This window comes from Pseudomonas sp. S2_B07, from assembly GCF_054668435.1.
The window spans coordinates 117,395-136,628 of the sequence record NZ_CP162769.1; the positions used below are offsets into that span (position 1 = coordinate 117,395).

The 19,234-nt window shown below is 53.7% G+C and carries 25 protein-coding genes and 1 tRNA gene; 17 read left to right on the forward strand and 9 right to left on the reverse strand.

The window, feature by feature from the left end:
• Positions 1-192: 192 nt before the first annotated feature.
• A tRNA-Leu gene (locus AB4N43_RS00565) sits at positions 193-279 on the forward strand.
• 82 nt (positions 280-361) lie between these two features.
• Here AB4N43_RS00565 and AB4N43_RS00570 read toward each other — a convergent pair.
• From AB4N43_RS00570 to AB4N43_RS00585, 4 genes are all read right to left on the reverse strand, one after another.
• Positions 362-1,393, reverse strand: coding sequence for a tyrosine-type recombinase/integrase (locus AB4N43_RS00570; RefSeq protein ID WP_460152784.1), 1,032 nt, complete (start codon positions 1,391-1,393; stop codon positions 362-364).
• A gap of 1 nt (position 1,394) precedes the next feature.
• Positions 1,395-1,601: a DUF4224 domain-containing protein gene (locus AB4N43_RS00575; protein WP_460152785.1), complete on the reverse strand. Its 207-nt coding sequence runs from the start codon at positions 1,599-1,601 to the stop codon at positions 1,395-1,397.
• 56 nt (positions 1,602-1,657) lie between these two features.
• The gene (locus AB4N43_RS00580; RefSeq protein ID WP_460152786.1) at positions 1,658-1,867 is read right to left on the reverse strand and encodes a hypothetical protein; all 210 of its coding nucleotides are present in this window, start codon (positions 1,865-1,867) and stop codon (positions 1,658-1,660) included.
• Between the two features lie 78 nt (positions 1,868-1,945).
• Complete coding sequence (locus AB4N43_RS00585; protein ID WP_460152788.1) at positions 1,946-2,293, reverse strand: hypothetical protein; 348 nt, start codon at positions 2,291-2,293, stop codon at positions 1,946-1,948.
• 54 nt (positions 2,294-2,347) lie between these two features.
• Here AB4N43_RS00585 and AB4N43_RS00590 point away from each other — a divergent pair, with 54 nt between their 5' ends.
• On the forward strand, positions 2,348-3,022 hold the full coding sequence (locus tag AB4N43_RS00590) for a hypothetical protein (protein ID WP_460152789.1): 675 nt from the start codon (positions 2,348-2,350) through the stop codon (positions 3,020-3,022).
• Positions 3,023-3,032: 10 nt separating this feature from the next.
• Here the strand turns inward: AB4N43_RS00590 and AB4N43_RS00595 are convergent, their stop codons facing one another.
• Positions 3,033-3,956, reverse strand: coding sequence for a DNA cytosine methyltransferase (locus tag AB4N43_RS00595; RefSeq protein WP_460152791.1), 924 nt, complete (start codon positions 3,954-3,956; stop codon positions 3,033-3,035).
• A 398-nt stretch (positions 3,957-4,354) separates the two neighbouring features.
• Between AB4N43_RS00595 and AB4N43_RS00600 the strand changes: the two genes are divergently transcribed.
• The gene (locus AB4N43_RS00600; protein WP_460152793.1) at positions 4,355-4,675 is read left to right on the forward strand and encodes a hypothetical protein; all 321 of its coding nucleotides are present in this window, start codon (positions 4,355-4,357) and stop codon (positions 4,673-4,675) included.
• Positions 4,676-5,187: 512 nt separating this feature from the next.
• On the forward strand, positions 5,188-5,694 hold the full coding sequence (locus AB4N43_RS00605) for a hypothetical protein (RefSeq protein WP_460152794.1): 507 nt from the start codon (positions 5,188-5,190) through the stop codon (positions 5,692-5,694).
• Between the two features lie 135 nt (positions 5,695-5,829).
• Here the strand turns inward: AB4N43_RS00605 and AB4N43_RS00610 are convergent, their stop codons facing one another.
• The 3 genes from AB4N43_RS00610 to AB4N43_RS00620 form a co-directional block, all read right to left on the reverse strand.
• Positions 5,830-6,156, reverse strand: a complete 327-nt coding sequence (locus AB4N43_RS00610; protein WP_460152796.1) for a hypothetical protein — start codon at positions 6,154-6,156, stop codon at positions 5,830-5,832.
• 1,121 nt (positions 6,157-7,277) lie between these two features.
• Positions 7,278-7,529 (reverse strand): DUF1654 domain-containing protein, encoded by a 252-nt coding sequence (locus tag AB4N43_RS00615; RefSeq protein ID WP_460152798.1) that lies wholly within the window; start codon positions 7,527-7,529, stop codon positions 7,278-7,280.
• A gap of 156 nt (positions 7,530-7,685) precedes the next feature.
• On the reverse strand, positions 7,686-8,339 hold the full coding sequence (locus AB4N43_RS00620; RefSeq protein WP_460154186.1) for a LexA family protein: 654 nt from the start codon (positions 8,337-8,339) through the stop codon (positions 7,686-7,688).
• 366 nt (positions 8,340-8,705) lie between these two features.
• On the opposite strand from AB4N43_RS00620, the gene AB4N43_RS00625 reads away from it, so the two are divergent.
• The 7 genes from AB4N43_RS00625 to AB4N43_RS00655 are packed head-to-tail and all read left to right on the forward strand — an operon-like array spanning position 8,706 to position 13,054.
• Positions 8,706-9,200 (forward strand): YmfL family putative regulatory protein, encoded by a 495-nt coding sequence (locus AB4N43_RS00625; RefSeq protein ID WP_027923809.1) that lies wholly within the window; start codon positions 8,706-8,708, stop codon positions 9,198-9,200.
• Position 9,201: 1 nt separating this feature from the next.
• On the forward strand, positions 9,202-10,056 hold the full coding sequence (locus AB4N43_RS00630) for a hypothetical protein (RefSeq protein ID WP_460152800.1): 855 nt from the start codon (positions 9,202-9,204) through the stop codon (positions 10,054-10,056).
• Positions 10,037-10,819 carry an ATP-binding protein gene (locus AB4N43_RS00635; RefSeq protein WP_460152802.1) on the forward strand — a complete coding sequence of 261 codons (783 nt, stop codon included), beginning with the start codon at positions 10,037-10,039 and terminating at the stop codon, positions 10,817-10,819. The genes AB4N43_RS00630 and AB4N43_RS00635 overlap by 20 nt, the downstream gene beginning before the upstream one ends.
• 17 nt (positions 10,820-10,836) lie before the next feature.
• Complete coding sequence (locus AB4N43_RS00640) at positions 10,837-11,046, forward strand: hypothetical protein (protein ID WP_460154187.1); 210 nt, start codon at positions 10,837-10,839, stop codon at positions 11,044-11,046.
• Entirely contained in the window at positions 11,043-12,338 is a 1,296-nt protein-coding gene (locus AB4N43_RS00645) for a tyrosine-type recombinase/integrase (RefSeq protein ID WP_460152804.1), read from the forward strand. The genes AB4N43_RS00640 and AB4N43_RS00645 overlap by 4 nt, the downstream gene beginning before the upstream one ends.
• A gap of 4 nt (positions 12,339-12,342) precedes the next feature.
• On the forward strand, positions 12,343-12,663 hold the full coding sequence (locus tag AB4N43_RS00650) for a hypothetical protein (RefSeq protein WP_460152805.1): 321 nt from the start codon (positions 12,343-12,345) through the stop codon (positions 12,661-12,663).
• Positions 12,664-12,667: 4 nt separating this feature from the next.
• Complete coding sequence (locus AB4N43_RS00655; protein ID WP_460152807.1) at positions 12,668-13,054, forward strand: antiterminator Q family protein; 387 nt, start codon at positions 12,668-12,670, stop codon at positions 13,052-13,054.
• A gap of 133 nt (positions 13,055-13,187) precedes the next feature.
• On the opposite strand, the gene AB4N43_RS00660 is transcribed toward AB4N43_RS00655, so the two are convergent.
• Positions 13,188-14,144 (reverse strand): LysR family transcriptional regulator, encoded by a 957-nt coding sequence (locus tag AB4N43_RS00660; RefSeq protein WP_460152809.1) that lies wholly within the window; start codon positions 14,142-14,144, stop codon positions 13,188-13,190.
• Between the two features lie 129 nt (positions 14,145-14,273).
• On the opposite strand from AB4N43_RS00660, the gene AB4N43_RS00665 reads away from it, so the two are divergent.
• From AB4N43_RS00665 to AB4N43_RS00690, 6 genes are all read left to right on the forward strand, one after another.
• Positions 14,274-15,599: an MFS transporter gene (locus AB4N43_RS00665; RefSeq protein WP_460152811.1), complete on the forward strand. Its 1,326-nt coding sequence runs from the start codon at positions 14,274-14,276 to the stop codon at positions 15,597-15,599.
• 72 nt (positions 15,600-15,671) lie between these two features.
• Complete coding sequence (locus tag AB4N43_RS00670; protein WP_460152813.1) at positions 15,672-16,643, forward strand: agmatinase; 972 nt, start codon at positions 15,672-15,674, stop codon at positions 16,641-16,643.
• 394 nt (positions 16,644-17,037) lie between these two features.
• On the forward strand, positions 17,038-17,373 hold the full coding sequence (locus tag AB4N43_RS00675; protein ID WP_460152815.1) for a phage holin, lambda family: 336 nt from the start codon (positions 17,038-17,040) through the stop codon (positions 17,371-17,373).
• A 128-nt stretch (positions 17,374-17,501) separates the two neighbouring features.
• Positions 17,502-17,945 carry a DUF1737 domain-containing protein gene (locus AB4N43_RS00680; protein WP_460152816.1) on the forward strand — a complete coding sequence of 148 codons (444 nt, stop codon included), beginning with the start codon at positions 17,502-17,504 and terminating at the stop codon, positions 17,943-17,945.
• Between the two features lie 60 nt (positions 17,946-18,005).
• Positions 18,006-18,281: a hypothetical protein gene (locus AB4N43_RS00685; RefSeq protein ID WP_460152818.1), complete on the forward strand. Its 276-nt coding sequence runs from the start codon at positions 18,006-18,008 to the stop codon at positions 18,279-18,281.
• 350 nt (positions 18,282-18,631) lie between these two features.
• Positions 18,632-19,231 carry a terminase small subunit gene (locus AB4N43_RS00690; protein WP_460152820.1) on the forward strand — a complete coding sequence of 200 codons (600 nt, stop codon included), beginning with the start codon at positions 18,632-18,634 and terminating at the stop codon, positions 19,229-19,231.
• The last annotated feature ends 3 nt before the right edge of the window (positions 19,232-19,234 follow it).

The window sequence follows — 19,234 nt, forward strand, 5'->3', positions numbered from 1 at the left end:
TAAACAAGCTCCGTAGATCTATGATTTACGGAGCTTTTTTATTTCCGCAGCCCTGCAAGATTTTGTCTTGAAAAGGTCAACTGCGAACTTGCTTCACCGGGGCGGGGTGTATATATTTCCCCCTCTGTTGCACAAGCGTCAGAACTGCCAGGTCGTCATTTGTCAGCCTTCAGACTGCTTCACCGCGCTACCGCCCGAATGGCGAAACTGGTAGACGCATGGGACTTAAAATCCCCCGCTCGTAAGGGCGTGCCGGTTCGATTCCGGCTTCGGGCACCATTTAAAATCAAGGGTTTGCGGGCGAAAGCTGATGCAAGCCCTTGTTCGTTTCTGGGTCGCAATATTAGAGTTGGGTCGCAATTCACTTGGTCGGCGAGACTTTCTTACCTTTCCGATTGCGGATGTATTGCTCGGTCATAACGACGGTCGTATGCCCAAGTTGATCTCTCGCCTGCATGATATCCCCACTTGATTCGGCTTTGTCCGTGCCAGCTTTAGCGCGTAAATCACGCATCTGAAACTCGGACTTCGCGACACCGGCTGCCTCTCTGGCCAAGTCAAACCTTCCCCGCAACATCGCCACCGACATCGGTGTGCCATCCTCCGTAACGATCATCCGCGTCGAGCGGACCTTGTGTCCTGCCTTCCTGGACATAATTCGATCAATCAAATCCTTCAGTTCGCCAGTTATTTCGATCCGACGTTTTGCATTCGTCTTGCCCTGCAGCACCCAAATTTGACCGTCGCGGACATCCCGCTCGTCGAGCAATCGGGTATCGGTTACACGTTGGCCAGTCAGATAAGCGAGGTCCATCGCATCCCGAAGGCCAACATCTGCTTTTTCGTACACGCGCTTGAACAATGCATCCTCAATGTAGATGTCCCGACCAGTCTCCTTGTTGCCCTTGATCCCTGCACATGGGTTGGCCAAGGCTGTGTATCCAACATCCCTCGCAAAGTTCCAGATTGCACTGAGCAAGGCCTTCTCGCGGTTTGCCCGAACAGGCGCGGCCTTGCGCCAGGTCAGATACTGTCGAACGTGTAGCGGTTGGATTGTCTCAAGGGGCGCCGGCGGATCGTCGAAAAATGACATCAGGTTTTTCAACTCGCGGATGTTGTCCTTCTGGGTGGCGGGTTTTTTCGACGGCACGACGTCGCGCATATACTTCTCGGCCACGTACCGAAACGTGATCACCTTGGCGACCAGGTTTGTCGCAGTGCGGTCGCGCTCTAGCTTGGCGTACTCCATGATCGCCAGGCCGTAATCGCTACCCAGTGCGATTTCTTTGCGGTCCTTGCCGCCCATCTCGTAGTAATAGAAAACCCGGCCGCTTGCTTTCTTGCGTTCTCGTAGCCGGGCTATTGAGCCGGGTTTACTTGGTCTTCGTCCCATATCAGCTAGCCTTGCGTGGTTTCCATGCGGGTTTTTCTGCTTCAAACATACCGACCGCAGTCACGGCCATGGCCGTCACGCTTGGCCAGCCATTCACCTTGATGGTGTGTCTGACGCCGTTCTTTTTCAGATTGAGGATTTGACCTGCCTTGGTCCGCGCGCCGGTGAGCTCGCAAACCTCCTCGTGGGACAGAAACTGGATGCTCATGAGTTGCGATACCTGTCCGTTGCCGCTATAGCGGCTGACTTTGAAGGGGGAGGGAGTTACTGCTGTTCGGCGGCGTCTGCCTCTTTCATTGCTTCCGTACTCAGGCGAAAGCTCAGCGTCCGGGCTGCATCTGCCTGACGCTGCCAATACTCGGCCTGCTCCTGGTGAAACTTGGCCTGCTGGGTGTGGCTCTGCACGTTTTCGGTGGCCAGCTTGTTCTGAGCCTTCACAGCCTCGGCCAGTTCTTTCATTGTTGGCTTGCTCATGGCTTATTCGCCCTCGTTGGCGAGCTGGTTAAGGCGCTGTCCGGATGTGCCGGGTATTTCATGACTCCGCCCGCTTGCTCATGATTCGGTGGGTTGTGGGCGCATCAGTTCGACGGAGAAGGAAATCAGCTCATTTATGTCGGATTCATCGAGCAGGAATTCGCCGCCGTTAGTTCCGCCAAGTTCAAAGGCGTGTTGGTAAATGCTTTCCCACTTCTGCGTTGAAAGCTCGACACCGTAGGCACCGAGTTCCGGGAGGGGGCCAAGGGCCTTAAGCTCTGCCAGCTCTTCCCGCAACGCAGCCAGTTCGGACTGGGCGGCGTCGTAATCGGAAGCGAGAACCATGCGTTCGCTGCGGTCGCTGTGGTTCACGATGTAACGGATCACTTCCGGCAGCGGCTCGGCCGGTTTGTTTTCTGTGGGCATGGGGATACCTCGCTTTTTGGCTTCGTGCGATCATTTGGAAAAGGAAGGGGATGTATGGACTCTAAAAAAGAAAAATCTTCAAATGCACTGACCAATTTTTTGGTTTTTTCGTGCGCTTCTATTTTGATAGCTTTTGCCATAGCGATATACATATATCGGTATAAGTTTGGCGGCTCGCTATCCGGACAGTCTAGCGACTGGTCAAATTTCGGGAGTTATGTTGGAGGTGTCTTTGGTCCGTTAGTTTCGTTTGTTACATTACTTGCCGTGTTAAAGACAGTGTTTCTTCAGCGAGAGCTATTAGATGCTCAGGGTGTTGAGTTTGAGCGGATGCATCAGCTTCAAAGAGACACATTCGACTCTCAGCAAATCCAAATAAATAACACGATGCAGCAAGCCAATGCTGATGCTATCGAAAGAGCAAGGTTGGCGATATTGCAATTGATTGATCGCTGGATTCAAATGGTTGAGAAAAAGCTTGATCGATCTACTGCTGGGTTGAATCATATTGGTAACTGGGTAGTGGCTGGCAGCGATCACGTAAAGCCAGAGCAGGCGCAAAAACTGTTCGATAACAACGTTGAGCTTAGGGCTACGATACTAGCCTTGCTGGGACTGTATGAGACTATTTCGCTTGCTGACTACTTTTCTATAAAAGATATGCGCGATTATTACGAAAAAGAGATTTCGAAAATATTTCTCGCGCAGGATGAAGCAAGCGGCGAATAGTTAAGTAGGGTCAGGCGGCTGTTTTCATTGCTTCAATGATTCGCTGACCAGCTAGTGGCGGTACCGCGTTGCCGGTCATGTGCATGGTCAATCGGTGGTTGTCCGGACGCAGGGTATCGGCGGGGAAGGATTGTGCGGCCATCGCTTCGTTGGCGGTGATCATGCGCATCCGATCGCCGTCGACCACTGCCCAGCGGTCCAGCGTTGTGATGGTGCCGATCGGGCGATCCAGGCTGCGACCGGTAAGGCCAGATCCTGAACCGTAGTAGGGCATCACGAAGCGCTCGCCGAAACGCTTGCGACCGTTCGCTACTCGGGTCAGTGTCGATGCGGCGCGGCCTGGCTTGTTGATCGGCGACCACTTGCCGGCGTCAAATTCAATGATCTCGCGGGCGGGCACATGCTGGTAGCGCGGTAGCTGTAGGTGCAGTGGCGCCTTACTGCGGGAGCAGACCATGAACAGGCGCACGCGGTGCTGCGGGACGCCCAGGTCGGCGCAGTCCACGATGTGTGGCGCCAGCGTGTAGCCCAGACGTTGCATCGCATCTGCCCATGCTGGATACAAAATCCAGTCCATGAACTCCGGTACGTTTTCGATCACCGCGAAGTCGGGCCGATTCACCTCAGCATTCGCAACCGGCGCCCAGGCTGTCGATCGTGAGTTGTCGTGCTGTGGATTTCCAGATGCCTTGCCGCGGGCCTTGGTATGTCCTTGGCAGCAAGGCGAGGCCAGCATGACGTCATGCTTGGGCACCTTCGACCAATCAGCCTGGTGCAAGTCCTGGCAGACGTGCTGCGTATCTGGGTTGTTCTTTGTGTGCCACTCAACAGCGGCTGGCCAGTGGTTAGCGGCCCAGAGCACTTTCAATCCGGCATCAACACCGCCGCGGGTCCATCCGCCAAAACCGGAGAACAAATCGATTGCTGTGAACATAGAGGATCCTCGCCGGTTGGCGTTATTCGGATGAGTGGAAAGTTTTTCGCGTGGCAGCGCAGTAACATCGGGCTGCTATTCAAAAGTGGAGGTGTTTACGAAATACGAACTGCGAACCATGAAAGCTTCAGGCGGTGCGACGGTGGAGTACGTGAGAGTCACGGAACGCAGCCACCGAAACACGACATTCACCGCTATCGGTCTATGGAGATTCCCGCCTGAGATGCGTGAGGCTATCCGCGCGGGTCGTCAGATCTAGCAATCAGCACACCCCCATTGGCTATATGCGTCTAATGTGGGGGGTGGCCCCCACCAGTGCGCGGCAGAGAGTCACGAAACTGGCAGCCCTCAATTCTATGTGCCTTACTTGGTGCTCACCAGAAAAGGACATGAACACAATGTCGTTTAAAATTGATCTATCGGGTTTTGACAAGCTCAAGCAGAACATTGAGACGTTGGCTGCAACCACGGAAGTAAAGCTGGGGGACATGATGAATCCGGCCTTCGTTTCTGCTCACAGCTCTTTTGCGAATCTTGATGACCTAGTCAATGGCTCTGGCTTTAAGGTCGAAACAGCAGAGGATTTCAAAGCCATTCCCGATGATGAGTGGGACATTTTTATCAAGGAAAATACCGATTTTGAGAGCTGGCAGGAGATGCAAGCTGCTGCTCATAGAGATTACGTCGCCGCGATTATCGGCAAAGGCATCGGGAACTGAGCGAGTCGAGATGGCCTTGGAGTTATGCCTCAATACCCGTTTTGGCAAACGCCTCAAGTTGTCGCGACTGTTTTTCCGTAACCACGATTTCAGGTCGCGACATGTTGGCAAATCGACCGGACTCATAGGCTGTTGCGCTGGCGAGGTCAATGAGTAAGGTCGTACCGTCTTCTGCCATTCCTCGAAGTCGTGACGTTCGCCCAGTACCTGGAGCGCATCAGCCAGCGCCTCGACACTATCAACGACGCTTCTCGGTGCCGATCCGATCCAACAGGAATCTCTCCTTCGTACGCTTGTCCCGCTAGATCTGTGCATTGTCTTTAGCCATGGCGTGCCTTTTCGATTCCGTGGGCCGGTGGATCCATCCATGCCTGTTTGCGGCGCTGGCTCTCTCCAGTAGGCGCCGCCCTTTGTGACCGGATGCGACAGCTGGGTTTGGGAACTGCAAGTTTCGCCATCGACAATGTATGGCGCTTTGATATAGTCGGGAATTGGCCGAGAAGGGACTTCAGATGTACCAATTACAGTATTGGGTTGAGATGCAGAACCTGAAGGCGCATGTCTATTATTTGGAGCTTTACCAGCTTGGGTCTGAGTCGATCGAACGATGGATCGGAATCACCCTCGCAGTGGCGTCGTCCGCTAGCATAGGTGGTTGGGTGATTTGGAAGGATTACGCATTCGTCTGGGCTTTGCTCATAATGATTACGCAGGTGATTTCTGTCGTTTACAAGTTCCTGCCCTTCAAGGCCCGTATAAAGCCACTGAGCACTGCCGGAATAGAGCTTTCTGTTTTGTCCGATGATGCAGAAAAGGGGTGGTTTGATGTTTCTGAGGGCAATCTGACCGAAAAAGAGATCAACGAAAAAAAATTTGCGATTCGCAAGAAAAAATCTGCCGTCATGAAATCTGCTTTTTCTGGAATGGTACTCCCAGAGAATCAGAAGTTGATGTCGAAGGCTGTGGACCAGATGCACGTATATTTCAAGAGTCATTATCCAGAGGTGATCGATGTCTAATACGAAAAAACCTGCACCAAGCACTGATCGTGGTCATGTCGAAATTGCCCACGATCGTGGGCTTCCGCCTGTTCAGAGCACCCTGCCAATGCCAAAAGTTAAGCCCCCTAAAAAGGACAAATAACCTCTCCAGAATCAGGTAGGGCTGATGATCTCATCGCCGGGATCTTTGTTGAGCTCACGAAGGCTCTCATGCCGAAACATCCGCGCCACGTTTTCGCTTATCTTCACTTTGTGGCGCGGACTTTCAATCGCTTGGAATGAAAGGGTTGGCCCGAGCGCATGTGCGTTCAGAATAAGGTTCTGTACCGCCTCGTTGATTTCCTCGATGCCATTCCAAGCCATCAACTCGTCAAGCTTCTGCCGGGTTCCAAGCCTGACCCGGTGGCGCAGTTCCTTCTCGTCGTACCGGATTCGTTTCTCGGCGGCCTTCGCCGATCGCTCTTGCCCGCTCTTGGCCATGGATAACCTCTTCAATTCCGTGGACCGGTAGATCCAGCCATGTCTGTCGTCGTCGCTGGCGCACTAACTTGCGGATTTGTCTCAATGTCCTGCTCCAAAATAAGCGAACAAGATCAACAGCAGCGTCGAACCAGTAGTCCAGCGTAGAAGCGTGCGAGCGAATGCTTTCGCTGGTTTGTGGCAGGCAGCGAACTGCCGGACATTGTCATGACCAAACGACTCACCCTTTGCCGTCCCAGTGGATCGCTCGATTACTTCAACTGTGATGCCTCCGTGTGGCACAACTGTGTACTGTAGTATGCGAATGGGTTCATCCCGACCTATGCGTTGGTACATTTCGGTGGTGGCCAGGGACGTCTTGAGACGCAACCTTTGGAGGATTGCTTGGCTCTGTCTGATCGTTTGGTTCATGACTATTCCTCAGTGTGGGTTGCATGTATTCGTCAGCACTCGGCGTACCTGCTGGTTGCCGTTAGGCGCAAGGGAGAGAGCTGACGGATAAAGGCGTGAAAAAGAAAGGCCCGTTGGACGTTCGGGCCTTTCGCAGATGCAGTGATCTTTGGGTTATGGTCTATTTCATTATGTTTATCCTCCAATGCGCGCCGTTGGCATCATGGCGTGCGCTCGCCGTTCTCTGGTTTATTGCATAAGCCGGAATTTCGTCCGCATCGGTGAGCTCTGATGCGATGGCGCAGGGACCATCCAACAATCGTTGTGCTTCAGAGCTCACCGATGCAGCCTGGTGCTGGGGAGTACCAAGTGCTCGGGCAGTTATCGTCAGGCTGACGTGCAGTGATGCAGTTCGTCCTATTTCCGCCGGGAGGGGCGGGGCGCATTGCTTGCCGGGTCATTCACACGGTTCTGGCGTTTCACCATCGATCAGCCGACTAGGTTGTTCCTGTCGTTGGCAGGCTTTCGGGCCTGTCTGCTGCCGGGCGCCGGTAGAGGCAATGCGGTCTGTTGCTTTTTGCACTGATTGTTAAAGAGTGGCGCGGCTTTCGCTGCTGGGCCGGTTATGTGCTGGCATGGGCAAAATATAGGTGTACACATAATTAGAGTCAATGGGTTTGCCCATAAAATTTTGTGTGGGCGTAAAAAAGCCCGCAAATCGCGGGCTCCTTCTACAGGTCGACGTATTTATGCCAGCCAATTCTCACGCTGTCGTCTTCTAAGCGCTCGACAGTTATCCCGTCTGTCTCATCGAGTTCTTGGATGACTCGTTCCCATGCCGAGGGAGATTCGTCATTGCGTCTGGCAATTTCGATTGTCTGTACCTTTTGCACGTTTGGATCGGACACCAAGCGTTGAATGCGGCGGCCGACTTGTTCGTAGGTATTAAGCGTTTGGGTATTGCCGGTAGCGCCAATATTCATTCCTGTCGTTCCTTTGTTTTTTATATGGATAGACAGTATTTAGTTCATGAAAAGGCAGCAATCCGGAAAGAGCACGTTTGTACTCTTTCAAGTCGAATCCGAAAAAAAACCCGCTTAGCGGGTTTGTTCATCACTTGGGTAGCAGTGAGCGGCGCACTAAAGCTTTCCGGTCATACGCACCGCTACTCCAATGATGCGGCAGTGCTCATCACACTCGACCATTTTGTAAGACGGGTTCAGCGGCTTCAAATAACGTATGCCGCCATCTTCCACAAGCTTCTTGAATGTCGCCTCATTGCTCGCAGGCAGTTTGGCAACAACCAGCTTGCCAGGTTTCACATCTGCCTCGGTGTCTACCAGGATCATCATTCCTTCAGGAACGCTGACGCCAGCGGGGGCGGTCATAGAGTCGCCTTTAACCTCAAGCCAAAAGGCAGGTCCTTTGGAGTCGTAGTCAGAAACTTCATATCTGTCAGAAAAACCGTCCGGATATGGCTGCACAGCTTCCTCCCAAGACCCGGCTGAAACCCAGCTGATCACTGGATATCGATAAAGCAACTGAGGTTGAACTACATCTTTTACGTTGGACTGTTCGGTCGTTTCTGAAACCATCGGGCCAGACCCACTCTCAACCCATATAGCCGAAACTCCGCACGCCTTCGCAATGGAGGCGTTATAGGAGGAGCGCTGTGATCTCCCTCGTTCAAGGTCAGAAATAGACGCCTGATCGATCCCTACAAGCTTCGCTAGCTGGGCCTGGGTAAATCCGGCGTGCCGTCGAGCGGCCTTGATTCGTTCTTTATATTCCATCTTCCGATTATTACTGGCGAACCCATATCGTTGCAAAGTGGTATGCCTATGATCTACGATATGGGCAATCACATATTTAGGGGCGGTATGAAGACAATCTTTAAAGACCTCGTTGCCTTCTTCGGGACGCAAGAGGCCACTGCAGAGAAGCTCAGAGTTGATCAAAGCACCGTTTCCGGTTGGGTTCGTGAAAAGCACGGGATGTCTCCGGTGGTTGCCAAACGAGCTGAAGCCTTAACCGGTGGTGTATTCAAAAAAGAAACTCTTTGTCCGTCATTTCCTTGGGCCGAGTTGAGTACCTAGCGGACATCACAGCGATTAGCTGTAGCCATTTTTAGCGCAAAGGCGCCGAGAGAAAACTAGACAATGAAATCGCCAGTACTAGAAACCCGTCGCGCAGTGGTGATCGAGGTTGCAAAGAAATACCCAGGCGGCCAGGTATGCGCTTCAGCTCGCCTCAGCCTCGAACTGAAGCGTTTTAAGAATCAGGTTTATGAGAGTGGCGGTGTTGTTCCTCTTAGCGATGAGGAGGTTTACGTCCTCGAAAGCGAGCAGGGCACCACGCGCTTACCGGACTACATCTGCGCGATGTACGGCGGTGTATTTGTCCGCCTGCCTGAAGTCGGCGATCTCGACAACGTAGACATGCACCAGCGCTCTTTGCGTACTTCTGTGAAGCGCGGACGGGTTGACCAGTTTCTTGCCCTCGCGCTGGAGGACGGCGAAATCACTGCCGTGGAAGCATCGGAGATTTTGGCCTTGCATGCCAAGCACCTGGCTGCGCGGCACGAGGAGGTGACCGCACTGATCGAGTTGCACAAGTCGAAGCGCCCAGCCCGACCGCTAGGCGGAAAGGATTGATATGCAGTTCACGATCACGATCAACCAAGTGAAAGCGCTGGAGTGGGGGTTGAACTCGCAGCAGGCGTTGTTGTTTTCGTTTGTCTACGAGTGCCCTAGCTGGGCAAGGCCAATCAAGACCGATCACGGGGTTTTCTTTGCCTTGAGTAAGGCAAAGATCGTGGAGGAATTGCCCCTGCTCACCGACAAACCAGACACCGCGTACCGACTTCTCAAAGGACTCGAAACCGCCGGGCTGATCGAGCTATCCCACACTTCAAACATCAGTTTGTTTCGCTTGACCGAGAAGGCCAAAGAGTGGAATCGCAAGTTGGACGGGTCGGAAAAATATCCGACCTCGAATGTATGTGAGGGTCGGAAAAAAATCCGATCTGCCTCGGAAAAATCTCCGAGCAAGGTCGGAAAGATTTCCGAGCAGGGTCGGAAAAAAATCCGAGAAGGGTCGGAAAAATTTCCGACAAATCAGGGTACCAGTAATCAGGGCACCAATCAGGTAACCAGTAATCAGGAGAAGCAGGGCGCTGACGCGCCCCGCAAATCGTCAAAGTTTGATCCGTTGATGGCCAAACCGGAAAACGTCAGCGTCGAGGTGTGGGCTGACTGGTGCCAGCACCGCAAGGAAATCCACAAACCCCTCACCGCCAAAAGCTGCGAACAACAAGCCAAGGCCTTGGCGAGACACCCAGCCCCCGATTCCGTGCTGGCCCTTTCGATCAGCAACGGATGGACAGGGATCTTCCCTTACAAGCCGGTCGGCCCCGCACATTCACTTCCAGTCAGTCGCCACTCCGGCTTCGACACTCGCGATTACAAGGCTGGCACCAAGGAGAACGCCAATGGCACCTTCCGTCTCTAATCTCGGCGCTGAGATTGACCGCAAATTCCGCGTTATTGGCCGTCAACCAGCGAGCTGCTGCGATCATGGCGATTACTCGGCGGTTATCCTCAAGGGCGGCATCCTGTCTGGCTGTCCTATCTGCGCAAGTAACCAACGCGACTTGCAAGAGCTTGAGCGCAAGCGTTTTCAGTTTCGGATTGTCCAGCAGTCTAGCGCCCGGATTCCGAAGCGTTTTGCGGAAAAGACATTCGCCGACTTCGCCGTATCGAACCCGGCGCAGCAGATTGCCCTGGATGCGTGCACCGACTATGTCGACAACTTTTCGAAGCATCGCCGGGAAGGTCGCTGCATGTTGCTGCTGGGTAAGGTCGGCACCGGTAAGACCCATCTGGCCATTGCCTCGGCCAATCACCTGATCAACGAATGCATGGTCAAGGCGATCTACCGCACGGTGGGCACGCTCATTGGCGAAATCCGGGCGACGTTCAATGATCGCTCTGGCGAGTCCGAGGCGCACATTTTACGAGAGGTGATCGGCGCGGACCTGTTGGTACTTGATGAAGTCGGCGCGACCAAGCAGAGCGAGTTTGAGCTGGCCACGCTGTTCAGCATCATCAACGGTCGTTACGAGCAATGCCGTCCGACGATCATCGTCAGTAACCTGTCTCCTGCCGAGTTGAACGATGCCATTGGCACGCGCTGTGTCGACCGCATCCGCGAAAACGGGTGCATTGGCGTGGCATTCGAGTGGGAATCTCAACGCGGTAAGGAGGGCTTCTGATGGGGATCAGCTTGGAAATATCTGATCGCCGCTTGGCTGTTCCGGATCCGGCAAACTATCGGTTTGCCGTGTTCTGTTGCTCTTTCAAGTTGGACCTGAGTGATACACCGGACCACGCGTTGGCACTGTTCGCGAGTCAGGCCATGGCCAAGCGGTATGGCGCGTGGATGTGGCCTACAACGTTCGAGGTGGTGGACCGTTTCGTCCAAGCGGAGGCGACCGATTGAACGCCCTGATCAAGACCCTGACCGTAAAACTGTCGGACGCCGAAATTCAGCGCAATGCCAAACTTGAGCATGTGCGCGACCTGCGGGACGCCAGTCATCCCGCTTTGCACTTTCGATTTGCGAAGAATCGCGCGCGTGGCTCCTGGTACCTGCTGAACAAACGCCAGTGGCACCGCATCGGCGCCTTTCCCGACCTGTCCACCAAGCAGGTGGTCGCGGCGTTGCCGGCGGTGCGCTTGCGCGTGGCAGCCGATGGCGCTGCCAGTGTTTCGGGTTGGGTCACTGTCGGCGAGCTGCTCGACTGGTTTGCTGATCGCATGTCGCGCTCCCGTTCGCTGTCGGCCAAGCGCCGGTCAGCCATCAAGTCAGCCATCAACTGCCAGCTCAAGCCACGCCTGGATGATCTGCTCATTGGTGACGTCAACGCCCAGACATTGGACAAACTGCTGATGTGGCCGGCTCAGGCAGAGCTGTCGCTGTCATACGTCCAGCAGCTCTACCGCCTGCTGGCCATGGCCTTCCGGCAGGCCCGCAAGCTGGACCTGATCCCGATCAACCCGATGGCCGAGCTCAAGTTCGGCAACTTCACGACAGCGCGCATCCTGCCCAAAGCCGCGCGCCTGCGCGACGTCCAATTGCCCGAGCTGGTGACGCAGCTGATCGAGCGTTTCGACAGTACGCCAGGTGACGCCATGCTGGCCCTGATGATGCTGTGCCACGGCACTCGCATCGGCGAAACCCGCCAGTCCCGTTGGGCCGACATTGCGCTGATGGAGCGTGAGTGGTTCCTGCCGGCCGAGCACACCAAGAGCAAGACCGAGCTGCGCGTGCCGCTGACCGATCAAGTCTGCGCATTGCTGCGCCGCTACCGTGATCGACAGACCGTCCAAGGCTACGAGGGGCCGTTCCTGTTCCCGTCTCGCCGAGGCAAGGCGCTGAGCGATAACCAGGCCAGTGCCGTGTTTACCCGACTGGGGCAGGGCGCGTGGACCAGTCATGACCTGCGCAAGGTGGCCCGTACTGCATGGACAGACCTCGGTGTAGACGGCCACATCGGCGAGATGTTGTTGAACCATTCGCTGGGCAAGATCGCTTCGACCTACATCAACACCCAGGCTAAGGAGCAGCGTCGACTGGCTCTGGTGAAGTGGCACAACTGGTTAGATGAGCGCGGCTTCAAGGCGATCCACCAGCAGACAGACGTTAGATATGAAGAATCGCAAAACCTCGTAGACGCCTTGAATAGCGCGGCCTGCGAGTCCATTCCGCAATTTGTTAAGGGCGAGGTTTGAAAACATGAAAAAAGCCAAGGCCCATGGTTTTAAGAGGGAGCGGATCGAGTTGGAGCCATGTCTGGTCTGCAAGGGCGAAGCGGTAGTGCAGGGGATCTCTTACGAATTGATTTGCACCGATTGCAACGGCTCCGGTTGGGTTGTTCGAGGTAGCAGGTTGGTGCTTTCTTCGGACGAGTTGGTGACTCAATTGAGCTTTAAATTGCAGCAGGCTCAGCGCGAAATTGAAGTGCTGCAGCAGCGCTCATCAGTATCTGGCCCGGCCGAGTACTACCAAGCGAACAACCGTCGCGGTGCCGGCGGATCAAATTACACAGGGGATTGAGAGCATGATGATTCGAAAACCAGCCGGCCGCCCATTGGGCGATACCGAATACCTATTGGAACAGTGGGGATGGTGGTGGATGGATGGGGCAGGCGTTCCCAACTACATCTCACCGACATTTGCGCTAATGCGTCAGGCGATGCCGCAGTCGCCGAGCAGTAACTATTGCATTACAGATGAATGGGCCGGCGCTATTGATCACGCCGTTGCGCGCCTCTTACACCGTGATCGCCAAATGGGAGACATTATCTGGCTCTATTACGGTGCTAAATGGCCCATGGTACGGGTAGGCAAGCATTACGGTATAAGCGAAGGGAAAGCGCGGGAGCTGGCGAGAGCAGGAGCGGCATGGATCGATTGTGCTGTCGATGCAATACGCCAAGCCGCTTGATCAACCCGAGCACCAGTTTGTAACGAAGTTGAACGAGAAGCTTCGATGCATTACCCGGCGCAAAACGCCCCAATACAGCAGCGACAATCAGAGCGATTGGTTCGAGCGCTCTATTTTTTTCCTCCTACAAGTCTTATTTGCTATGCAAAATTTTCAGAAGCTCAAGGAACCTCATGCCACTCGGCGGTAATGGGCGGGTTGTGTCTGTGACTGCACAGAATTTGGCAGAGTAGCTCTGAGTATCGGGAACGATCCGAAAATCCCAGCTCTGGGGGAATAGCTCGGCATAGTGACGGGGAAGAATCCCACAGAATTGACCAGATCGGATGAGCAAAGCTACAGAATCTAGCCCAATTGCATCTGGTCCTCGGCTGAAATTATGGTTTCCGAGTGCCTGAGATACAAACGGCTGTCCTAGACGATTTACCAGCGGCATTGAACCCCCTGTATCGAGTGTCGCACCCGAGGCGTATATCAAATGAACCTCGTCGAAAAGCTCGACGTAGTGTAGAGAGGCTGAGCGTTCATGAGTGCCCTGGATTGCCACATGAATACGACGTTCCACCAACGCCCGGGTAAGTTCGGTGAGAGTGAGAGTATGGATTTCTAGATGTAAGCCGCTCGCCGTCTGTCCCAGTTGGCGGAGGGCCTCACCTACCCGGCAGTTGGGATTACTAAAAGCGTTATCAGTGATCCCAATCGCCAGATCGCCAGTGACCAACCCTCTCAACGCGTCGACATGAGGCTTGATACGATCCAAAGCATCCAACGCCTCGGAAGTTAATCCTAAGACCGCTCGTCCTGCTTCAGTCAGCTCAAAGCCTTGGGGGCCTCGCGTGCAAAGTGGCGTACCCAGCTTGGACTCAACGTCTTTGATCCGCCTGCTTATAGTCGCCCGACTCATACGTAGGCGCTGTTCGGCGGCGCCGAAGCCACCAGCCTCCGCAGCAGCGCGGAAAATCCGCAACCCCTTGAGATCTTTCTCTACCAGTGACTCTTCTATATCAGACATGGTGGTTTCAGTTTCTGTAATCATGCTTAAGGATTTTGGTGGTTTTAACGGTGTTTTTATGGAGATAGAGTAGTACATATTCCACGCTGTGGTGTGAAGTAAGGGAGGCTACACGTAATACCAGCGGAATATCTGGAACATCTGTCCAGCATTGAAAGAAGAACGTCAGCCTGATCTCACTAAAAATAAAGAAGTATAGGAGGCGCGATGAGTACTACTCTATTAGCAGCATCAGCAACAGAAAAACCAACTCGCTACAGATGGTTTTTGGTTACTTTGGCCTTTCTGGCTATCATTACCAACTATATGGATAGGGCAAACCTATCAATCGCTCTGCCCTATATGAAGGCGGACCTGAATTTATCCTCTTCAGAAGCGGGATTTATATTAGGTGCGTTTTTTTGGACCTACGCATTATTTCAAATTCCGGCAGGTATGCTCGTTGATCGCTTTGGAGCAAAAGTTGTTCTAGGTGTCGCGGTAGTTTGGTGGTCCGCATTCACAATAGCAACGAGTCTGGTACGAAGCGGAGCAGGGCTTCTGGGACTTCGGTTGATGTTGGGAGTCGGAGAAGCTGGTGCATTTCCTGCCGCAACCAAATTTGTTGAGCGTTGGTTTCCTCGCTCTGAGCGAGGTACAGCCACCGGTATATACGATAGCGGGGCGAGGGGAGGAACCTTGATCGCACTTCCCCTTTGCACCGCAATCATTGGTGCCTGGGGCTGGAAAGCATCTTTTATCGTGACGGGGCTGATTGGGATTATTTGGGTTGTTGTCTGGAAATTTGCCGCAACAGAATATCCATCGCAAAGCAAAAATGTTAACAAGGCCGAAGTTGAGCATATCTTGGGCGGAGCGAAGGATGAGCGTATCTCTACCGTTCGAGTTCGCTGGAAAGCGCTGCTGAAAACACGCCAAATCTGGGCTATGGCACTAGGCTTGGCATGCCAAAGCTACGTGATCTATTTTTTCATTACATGGTATCCAACCTACCTCGTCAACGAGAGGGGGTTCTCTCTACTTCAGCTTGGATTCTTCGGCGTGCTACCAGGAATCGCAGGATTAATCGGCTCATTTACCGGGGGCTGGGCATCGGACAAGATCGCAAATAGCGGTTACGGCGTCAGCGTTGGCCGTAAGGTTTGCATCGTGGTGGGCATGGTACTGGGGGCGTCTATCGGCTTGGCGGGGTTTGCAGCCCAGGCGTGGCTGGCTCTTGCCTTGCTGTCACTCGCCTTCTTCGGCGTATCAGCGGCAACATCCAGCATGTTGGCATTACCAGCTGATATGTCTCCGTCGGGTTCAAAATCGATTGTCGGGACTATTGCTGGTTTTCAAAATAGCGTCGCAAACTTTGCGGGAATCGCTAGCCCTATAGTCATTGGGTATCTTAAAGATCAAACTGGTTCGTTCGCTCCAGGGTTGTTGTCAGCGTCCGCTGTAGCTCTGTTGGGCTGTTTGATCTACGTATTTATGCTTGGTCCGATAAAGTCGGATGTGTTTACACACGCCGTCGAAGAAAGAACCAAGTAATACTTGTTTAATTTAAAGTCGAAATATCAATAAGATATTTCTAAGTTCCTTGCTGCGCAAAAGGAGTAGAAAATGAACTTTCCCCTCACAGTTCCGCCGTCCAAAAAGCATCAAAGTTTTCTATGGTCGCCAATTTGTACCGACCTTGATCAGTTAGATGCGCATGTGGCAATTCTAGGTATTCCTTTTGGCCAGGCCTACGCTGCGGAACATATCAGCAATGACCAAAGCAAAGCACCCGACGCGATTCGTGCTATGAGCGATCGCATCTGCCGTGCACTGCATCACTACGATTTCGACGTAGGCGGCCCAATCTACGATAACCGAGCCCTTAAAGTGGTTGATTGCGGAAACGTGCCTGCAGATCCTCGTGATCTCAGCACACACGGCCCACGTTCCGAAATGGCTGTGCGTAAAATTCTTAAGGCTGGAGCGATGCCAATCATCCTGGGTGGAGATCATGCCATTCCGATTCCAGTGTTGCGGGCCTATGACGGCGAGGATGGGCCCATTACCCTCATTCACATCGATGCTCATCTGGACTGGCGTGAAGAAGTCAATGGAGTACGTGAAGGCTTGTCCAGCACAATTCGCCGCGCATCTGAAATGGAGCACATCGGCCAGATCTACCAGATCGGGCTTCGTGCTCAGGGGAGCGGTCGTCAGACTGACTATGACGCAGCGATAGCCTATGGCTCGAACTTAATCCCTGCATATGAGGTACATGAAAAAGGTATGCTATCGGTGCTGGATCGAATAGATGATGGTGGTCGCTACTATCTGACCATTGATGCTGACGGCTTGGATCCTTCGATTGCACCGGGTGTGGCAGGACCGGCTCTGGGTGGAATTACTTACGTCCAGATGCGCCAGCTCATTCATGGCTTGGTAAAGAAAGGACGCGTAGTTGGTATGGACATTGTTGAGATCACACCGTCCATGGATGTTAATAATATTACGTCCATCACTGCTGGACGGCTAATCGTTAACTTGATCGGCGCGGCTGTACGTGCTGACTATTTTGATGCGCCACTGGCCGAGTAATTATGCCTTGGTTTATTTGCAGCTGATCTCACCCTTCAGCTGTTGAGCTAACGTGGACGCTAGCTGGTCACTAGTAGATCTCGTTAGTCCTTGCTCGCTATCACACTGGCGAGCTTTTTTTTGGTCGTGAGGTCAAATCGGGTGCAATTTCGTATTTACTACGAAAAAGCCTTTTCCGCGCGGAATAGACCTGCTTTTATAGCAGCGTGTGTTGCTGTCAACGCAGCGAGACGCCTTTTAAGAACCCAACCATGGAGTCGGGTTTTTTCTGTCCTATTACAAGCCCTGCCATCGAGCAGGGCTTTTTCTTTTTCGATTCCGCCGCGCCCATCGCGCCAAGCTGGGAGTGCTGCCGGAGTCGGATCTATTGCCCTCCCGAAAGGGGGGAAACCGGATGACTAAAATGCCCGACAAACCAGACACCTGGCTGCTCGTTCTCGCGTGGCTGGGGCAGCACGCGTCGACGATCTACGCCGGAGCATTGTCATTTGTGGTCGGTGCTTTGCGCATCATTTATGGCGGCGGTACGCGGCGACAGGCGCTGCTTGAAGCTTCGCTTTGCACGCTGATCACCATTGGCTTGATTCCGCTGCTGGAATACTTCGGTTTACCTCAGAACTTCGCGACGGCTGCTGGTGTGTTCATCGGTTTCCTTGGCGTGAAGAAGATTGCCGATCTGGCTGATCGGTTCGCCGACTTCAAGTTTCCTAAACCAGATTCCTCGCCATGAAGCGCTGCGCCTGGGTGCTACCTCTTGTGCTCCTAACGGCCTATGCCATCACGGGCCACATCCACTGCGGCGAGTCGCCTGCATGTCAGCCACTCGCCGCTCAATCACTGAATTTTGAGGTTTAGAGAATGGCCTACACCCAATACGAAACTGTCGTTGCCAACACTCCCGAGGAGCTGACAGCCAAGCTGGCACAAGCTATTGCCGATGGCTGGCAGCCATACGGCAGCCCTATCTCCATCACTGAAGGCTTTCAAGTGCTCCAGGCTGTGGTGAAGGGATCGAGCAATGTCGGTAGTGTGCCAGGCGACATCACCGCAGATAGCATCACGGATGCGTCGGATGTCGGTAAGGCGGTGCTGGTGAGTGTCGATGCCGCGGCTGCTCGTACCGCAATTGGCGGTGGGACTTCGGACTTCTCGGGTAGCTACAACGACCTGAGTGACAAACCGGCCATTCCTGCTGAGGGTGATGCTGCATTGCTTCAATCTGGCACTGACCTCGTGGCGCATACCTGGTCAGCCAAAACGATTTATGACGAGATTACCCGCCAGGTTGCAGCAATACCTTGATAGCCAGTTGGAGTCTTTTTGTGGAAGCTATAGAGCGGGGGATTTATGCAAGTACGGGTGTTGAACGAAGAATTGGACGTGCTCTGGGTTAAGACAGAGACCGGCGGTGTGACAAACCTGTCCTTCCGCCAGGATGGAACGATTGAAAGGATCATCGATGCTTTGCAGCGTGCGCTTGATCATGCTCATGCAGAGCGTAGCTGCGAGGATGATTGCACCGATGCAGTGCTACAGAACTCGCAGGCGCTGGAAAGCATGCTAGGGCGTGGCAGTGTTTCGGTGTGCAGAACAGGAGCGACGGGGACCCTGGCAACTTCCAAGGAACACGGGGCATAAGACTCGCGCGAACGCGTTAGCGGCACCCCACCAAAGTTAGTTAACTGGTTAACTCCATTGGTTAACTGGGCTGAAAGCCTTGTGGGCTGCGGCATACAGGGCGGTTAACTTAGGAGTTAACCTAGTTAACTCGACTATCCCCTGATTCGTCTGTAAGCCATGCGGGCCGCGGCCTGCAGAGCGGTTAACTAAGGCAGTTAACCAGGTGTTAACTAAGCGATTGAAAAAACGGCCATGAATTTGGTTGAAAGCCAAGCAGACCGTGGCGTTGAGGTGGTTAACCTAGGAGTTAACCGACTAATTTACTCGGTTAACTCTCGGCCCCGCCGGGTTAACCGTAAGGTATCGACATGACAGCACTCACCAAAGCGGAGTTCGCCACTCGCCAAGGGTGGTCGAAACCCTACGTGTCGAAGTTGGCTAAGGCAGGACGCTTGGTGTTGATGGCGGATGGCATGGTGGATGTCGAGGCTACGGATCGACTCCTGTTCAGCACCGCGGATCCGAGCAAAGCCAACGTGGCGGCGCGGCACGAGCGTGAACGAATTCAGCGCAGGCCCGACGGAAATACCCCGGCCACTCACATCGCATACGAACCACCAAACACTGCTCCACTCCAGGCGCCTTTGCCTGTCGAAGGCATCCCGGATTTTCAGGTGTCTCGTGCCTACCGCGAATTTTATGAGTCACGCCTGACAGAGAGCGAGTTTCATAAAAATCGCGGCGCTCATGTTGAGTTGGAGGCCGTTAAAACGGCGGCGTACACGACGGGGCGGATGTTGCGAGATCTGTTGCTCGGCATGCCGCCACAGCTGGCACCCGAATTGGCGGCCATGAGTGATCATTGGCAAATCGAGAAGCACCTCACTGCCGCATTGCGCCGGGTGCTGGACGATGCAGAACGGATGGCCTCGACAGACCTCATCCATTCTTTGACTGCAGCGAGTTAATCC

Bases quoted from the DNA above. Each gene is read 5' to 3' on its own strand.
- AB4N43_RS00570 (WP_460152784.1), bottom strand. From the start codon at position 1,393: ATGGGACGAAGACCAAGTAAACCCGGCTCAATAGCCCGGCTACGAGAA.
- AB4N43_RS00575 (WP_460152785.1), bottom strand. From the start codon at position 1,601: ATGAGCATCCAGTTTCTGTCCCACGAGGAGGTTTGCGAGCTCACCGGC.
- AB4N43_RS00580 (WP_460152786.1), bottom strand. From the start codon at position 1,867: ATGAGCAAGCCAACAATGAAAGAACTGGCCGAGGCTGTGAAGGCTCAG.
- AB4N43_RS00585 (WP_460152788.1), bottom strand. From the start codon at position 2,293: ATGCCCACAGAAAACAAACCGGCCGAGCCGCTGCCGGAAGTGATCCGT.
- AB4N43_RS00590 (WP_460152789.1), top strand. From the start codon at position 2,348: ATGGACTCTAAAAAAGAAAAATCTTCAAATGCACTGACCAATTTTTTG.
- AB4N43_RS00595 (WP_460152791.1), bottom strand. From the start codon at position 3,956: ATGTTCACAGCAATCGATTTGTTCTCCGGTTTTGGCGGATGGACCCGC.
- AB4N43_RS00600 (WP_460152793.1), top strand. From the start codon at position 4,355: ATGTCGTTTAAAATTGATCTATCGGGTTTTGACAAGCTCAAGCAGAAC.
- AB4N43_RS00605 (WP_460152794.1), top strand. From the start codon at position 5,188: ATGTACCAATTACAGTATTGGGTTGAGATGCAGAACCTGAAGGCGCAT.
- AB4N43_RS00610 (WP_460152796.1), bottom strand. From the start codon at position 6,156: ATGGCCAAGAGCGGGCAAGAGCGATCGGCGAAGGCCGCCGAGAAACGA.
- AB4N43_RS00615 (WP_460152798.1), bottom strand. From the start codon at position 7,529: ATGAATATTGGCGCTACCGGCAATACCCAAACGCTTAATACCTACGAA.
- AB4N43_RS00620 (WP_460154186.1), bottom strand. From the start codon at position 8,339: ATGGAATATAAAGAACGAATCAAGGCCGCTCGACGGCACGCCGGATTT.
- AB4N43_RS00625 (WP_027923809.1), top strand. From the start codon at position 8,706: ATGAAATCGCCAGTACTAGAAACCCGTCGCGCAGTGGTGATCGAGGTT.
- AB4N43_RS00630 (WP_460152800.1), top strand. From the start codon at position 9,202: ATGCAGTTCACGATCACGATCAACCAAGTGAAAGCGCTGGAGTGGGGG.
- AB4N43_RS00635 (WP_460152802.1), top strand. From the start codon at position 10,037: ATGGCACCTTCCGTCTCTAATCTCGGCGCTGAGATTGACCGCAAATTC.
- AB4N43_RS00650 (WP_460152805.1), top strand. From the start codon at position 12,343: ATGAAAAAAGCCAAGGCCCATGGTTTTAAGAGGGAGCGGATCGAGTTG.
- AB4N43_RS00655 (WP_460152807.1), top strand. From the start codon at position 12,668: ATGATGATTCGAAAACCAGCCGGCCGCCCATTGGGCGATACCGAATAC.
- AB4N43_RS00660 (WP_460152809.1), bottom strand. From the start codon at position 14,144: ATGTACTACTCTATCTCCATAAAAACACCGTTAAAACCACCAAAATCC.
- AB4N43_RS00665 (WP_460152811.1), top strand. From the start codon at position 14,274: ATGAGTACTACTCTATTAGCAGCATCAGCAACAGAAAAACCAACTCGC.
- AB4N43_RS00670 (WP_460152813.1), top strand. From the start codon at position 15,672: ATGAACTTTCCCCTCACAGTTCCGCCGTCCAAAAAGCATCAAAGTTTT.
- AB4N43_RS00675 (WP_460152815.1), top strand. From the start codon at position 17,038: ATGACTAAAATGCCCGACAAACCAGACACCTGGCTGCTCGTTCTCGCG.
- AB4N43_RS00680 (WP_460152816.1), top strand. From the start codon at position 17,502: ATGGCCTACACCCAATACGAAACTGTCGTTGCCAACACTCCCGAGGAG.
- AB4N43_RS00690 (WP_460152820.1), top strand. From the start codon at position 18,632: ATGACAGCACTCACCAAAGCGGAGTTCGCCACTCGCCAAGGGTGGTCG.